We start from the raw sequence: 3,535 nt of genomic DNA, 5'->3' as shown, positions 1-3,535 counted from the left end.
CACCACGGTCTCGCTCGTCGAACGTGCGCGTGGCGGACTGACCCTGGTCGACCGCGCCGTGGTGCACCACCGCGACCCGTTCCGCGACACCGCCGTCGACGACGAGGTGCCGCGCATCCTCGACGCGGTCACCGGCCTGCGGCGCCGGCGGCGCGAGGCGGCCACCGGGTCCACGGAGGTCCTCGTGCGCGGCCGAGTCGCCGAGCGGGTCGTGGACGCGTGCGACCGGGCCCGCCTGCTGTCGTTCGTCGTACCCGAGGTCGCGCCGGTCGAGGCGGCGGCCCGGCTCTACGCCACCTCCTGACGACCCCGACGGAGATTTTCCCGATCCCGTGGAACCGAACGGCCTCCCGGCCGCGTCGAACACTGTGACGGACCCAGAAGGGGAGTCCGCAGCGACCACAGGGGAGGACGAGATGACCGGGTTCAACACCCACATCGGGACCATGGACACGGCGGCCAGGAGGGTCGACGACGTGAACCTCGAGATCGACCGGCTGCTCGGCACCGTGCGGGACTCGGTGTCCCAGCTCGGCGGCTCGGTGTGGCGCGGCGCCGCGCAGGCACGCTTCACCCAGATCATGACCGAGTGGCAGCAGCAGAGCGCCAAGCTCAACAACGCCCTCGCCGGGATCTCGGAGACGATGCGGACCAACAGCTCGTCGTTCGACGCCGCGGACCAGGACTCGGCCGCCCTCATCACCCGGGCCGGCGACACCGGCCCGCTCAACCTCTGATCGCCGACACCACCACCACCGGAAGGGACCGTCATGACCTCTGGACAGATCACCTACAACCACGGCCCGATCGAGGCCCTCGTCGGCCAGGTCGCGCAGGCGTCCACCAACCTGCGCACCACTCTCGACGACCTCAAGGCCTACCTCGCCCCGCTGGTCGCCGAGTGGGAGGGTGACGCCGCGGTCGCCTACCAGGCGCACCAGAACGACTGGGACCAGGCCGCGGCAGCGCTGCAGGCGATGCTCGCCGAGATCTCCCGTGCCGCCGCCCAGGGCAACCAGGGCATGGCCGACGCGGATCGTCGTGCCGCCCAGGGCTGGGGCTGACCGACCGGCCCCGAACCCCCGTCCGACCTCCTGCGACCCCGCCCCGCACCACTGCGGCGGCGGGGTCGGGGCGCACCGACCGGATGCACCGGTCCGACCCGCCGCCTACCGTCGCGGGACACGACCGGGCACCACCACCGGCCGCCGCGAGAAGAGGGAGGACCGCATGTACGTCACGCACGACCCGTCCACCGGTCGGACCGACCGCGAATACGAACAGATCCGCGACGTCGACGGCGTCCTGGACACCGTCACCGGGGGATTCGCCACCTGGCGCGCCACCGACGTGGCCGAGCGGGCCCGCATCCTGGTGGCGATCGCCGACGCCTTCGACGAGCACCGCGAAGAACTCGGTAAGGCGATCACCACCGAAATGGGCAAGCTGCCCGACCAGGCGCAGGGCGAGGTGGAGCTCGCGGCGTCGATCTACCGCTGGTACGGCGAGCACGGTCCCGGCCTCCTGGAGCCCGAGTCGCTGGACGTGCCCGAGGCGCGTCTCAACCGGGTCACCTACGAGCCCGTCGGGCCGCTGGTGGGGATCATGCCGTGGAACTACCCCTACTACCAGGTCGCCCGGTTCGCCGCGCCCAATCTGCTGCTCGGCAACACCGTCGTGCTCAAGCACGCGAGCATCTGTGCCCGCTCGTCCGCGGCCATCGAGAAGGTGCAGCGCGCGGCGGGCCTACCCGAGGACGTCTTCGTCAACGTCTACGCCTCCAGCGACACGGTCGCCGAGATGATCGCCGACCCGCGGATCAAGGGCGTCTCCCTCACCGGGAGCGAGGGAGCCGGCGCCGCGGTGGCCACGGTGGCCGCGGAGAACCTCAAGCCCAGCGTGCTGGAGCTCGGCGGGTCCGACCCGCTCATCGTCCTCGACGCGGACGACCTCGACGAGCTCACCGAGACCGTGGGACGGGCACGGCTGTCGAACTGCGGGCAGGCGTGCAACTCGCCCAAGCGGATCTTCGTTCCGTCGCAGCTCGAGGACGACTTCCTCGGCCGCCTGAAGAATCTCTACGAGGAGCTGACCGTCGGGCCCGCCGCCGACGAGGGCACCGAGCTCGGGCCGCTGTCGTCGGAGGACGCCCGCGACGGCGTCGTCGAGCAGGTCGAGACGGCCGTGCGGCAGGGCGCGACGCTCGTCACGGGCGGCGCGGCGATCGACCGGCCCGGCGCGTTCATGCAGCCCACCATCCTCACCGGCATCACCGAGGAGATGGACGCCTACCGCGAGGAGATCTTCGGCCCCGTCGCGATGGTGTACACCTACGACTCCGTCGACGAGGCCGTGCGCATCGCGAACGACACCCACTTCGGGCTGTCCGGATCCGTATGGGGGACAGACACCGAGCGCGCCTCCGAGGTGGCGGAGCGTCTCGAGGTGGGCATGGCCTACGTCAACGAGCACGGCACCACCATGCCGGGGCTACCGTTCGGCGGCGTCAAGCGCTCCGGGTACGGGCGTGAGCTGGGCCGATGGGGTCTGACCGAGTTCGCCAACGTGCGGCTCCAGCGCGTCAGCTGAACAGATCTGTCTATCCTTGAAAGGGCGTACCCCATCGAAAGGACGAGACATGACGACTCCGCTCACCGTGAGTACCGAGTGGCTGCACGAGCACCTGGGTGAGGCCGACCTCGTCGTCGTCGACGCCACCACCCACCTGACCGCAGACGCGGACGGCACCCCGCGCCCGGTCTCGGGCCTCGAGACGTACCGGCCCGAGCACATCCCCGGTGCCCTGTTCGCCGACCTGCTCGGCGACTTCGCCGACCCGGGCAGCCCCCTGCCCGCCACCGCGCCGGATCACGAGCGCTTCGCGGCCGCCGCGAGCGGGCTCGGCATCGGGGACGGCGCGACCGTGGTGGTCTACGACCAGCATGAGGGATTCTGGGCCACCCGCCTGTGGTGGCACCTGCGCTTCGAGGGCTTCGACGACGTCGCGGTCCTCGACGGCGGACTGCCGGCGTGGAAGGCCGCGGGCTACGAGGTCACCGACGAGATCGCGGTGCCGACGCCGCGCACCTTCACGGGCGTCCGTCGGCCGGAGCTGATCCGATCCACCGAGGGCGTGGCCGCGGCCCTCGACGACGAGAACACGATCCTCGTCAACGTCCTCGACAAGGCCACGTACCGCGGTGACGTCGACTCGTACGGTCGTCCCGGCCACATCCCCGGCAGCATCAACCTTCCGGTGGCCGGCCTCCGGGACCCCGAGACCGGCGCGCTGCGTCCGCTCGAGGAGCTGCGCGCCGAATTCGAAGCGGCCGGGCTGCTCGATGAGGACCGCACGGTCGTCACCTATTGCGGAGGTGGCATCGCGGCCACCGGAGTCGCCCACGCGCTGGCGCTGGCCGGCCGCGAGGACGTGGCGGTGTACGACGGTTCGATGACCGCGTGGGCCGGCGATCCCGACCTCCCGCTGGTCACCGGCGACTCACCCCGCTGACCGACCCGACCAGCTGAACGACCC

The 3,535-nt window shown here is 71.3% G+C and carries 4 protein-coding genes and 1 pseudogene; all 5 read left to right on the top strand.

Going from position 1 to position 3,535, the window contains the following annotated elements; genetic code table 11:
- Window positions 1-304 (top strand): annotated as a pseudogene (locus G6030_RS12730) (hypothetical protein); the annotation flags it as partial.
- Between the two features lie 112 nt (window positions 305-416).
- Window positions 417-737: a WXG100 family type VII secretion target gene (locus G6030_RS12725; RefSeq protein WP_182643371.1), complete on the top strand. Its 321-nt coding sequence runs from the start codon at window positions 417-419 to the stop codon at window positions 735-737.
- A 33-nt stretch (window positions 738-770) separates the two neighbouring features.
- Complete coding sequence (locus G6030_RS12720) at window positions 771-1,064, top strand: WXG100 family type VII secretion target (protein WP_007628507.1); 294 nt, start codon at window positions 771-773, stop codon at window positions 1,062-1,064.
- Window positions 1,065-1,230: 166 nt separating this feature from the next.
- Window positions 1,231-2,589 (top strand): NAD-dependent succinate-semialdehyde dehydrogenase, encoded by a 1,359-nt coding sequence (locus tag G6030_RS12715; RefSeq protein ID WP_007628506.1) that lies wholly within the window; start codon window positions 1,231-1,233, stop codon window positions 2,587-2,589.
- Window positions 2,590-2,638: 49 nt separating this feature from the next.
- A complete protein-coding gene (locus tag G6030_RS12710; protein ID WP_007628505.1) occupies window positions 2,639-3,511 on the top strand; it encodes a sulfurtransferase in 873 nt (290 codons plus the stop codon).
- The last annotated feature ends 24 nt before the right edge of the window (window positions 3,512-3,535 follow it).

The organism is Dietzia sp. E1 (genome assembly GCF_014145015.1).
Lineage (GTDB): Bacteria > Actinomycetota > Actinomycetes > Mycobacteriales > Mycobacteriaceae > Dietzia > Dietzia cinnamea_A.
The sequence above is the reverse complement of the archived record's forward strand: the minus strand, read 5'-3'. Positions and strand labels throughout refer to the sequence as shown.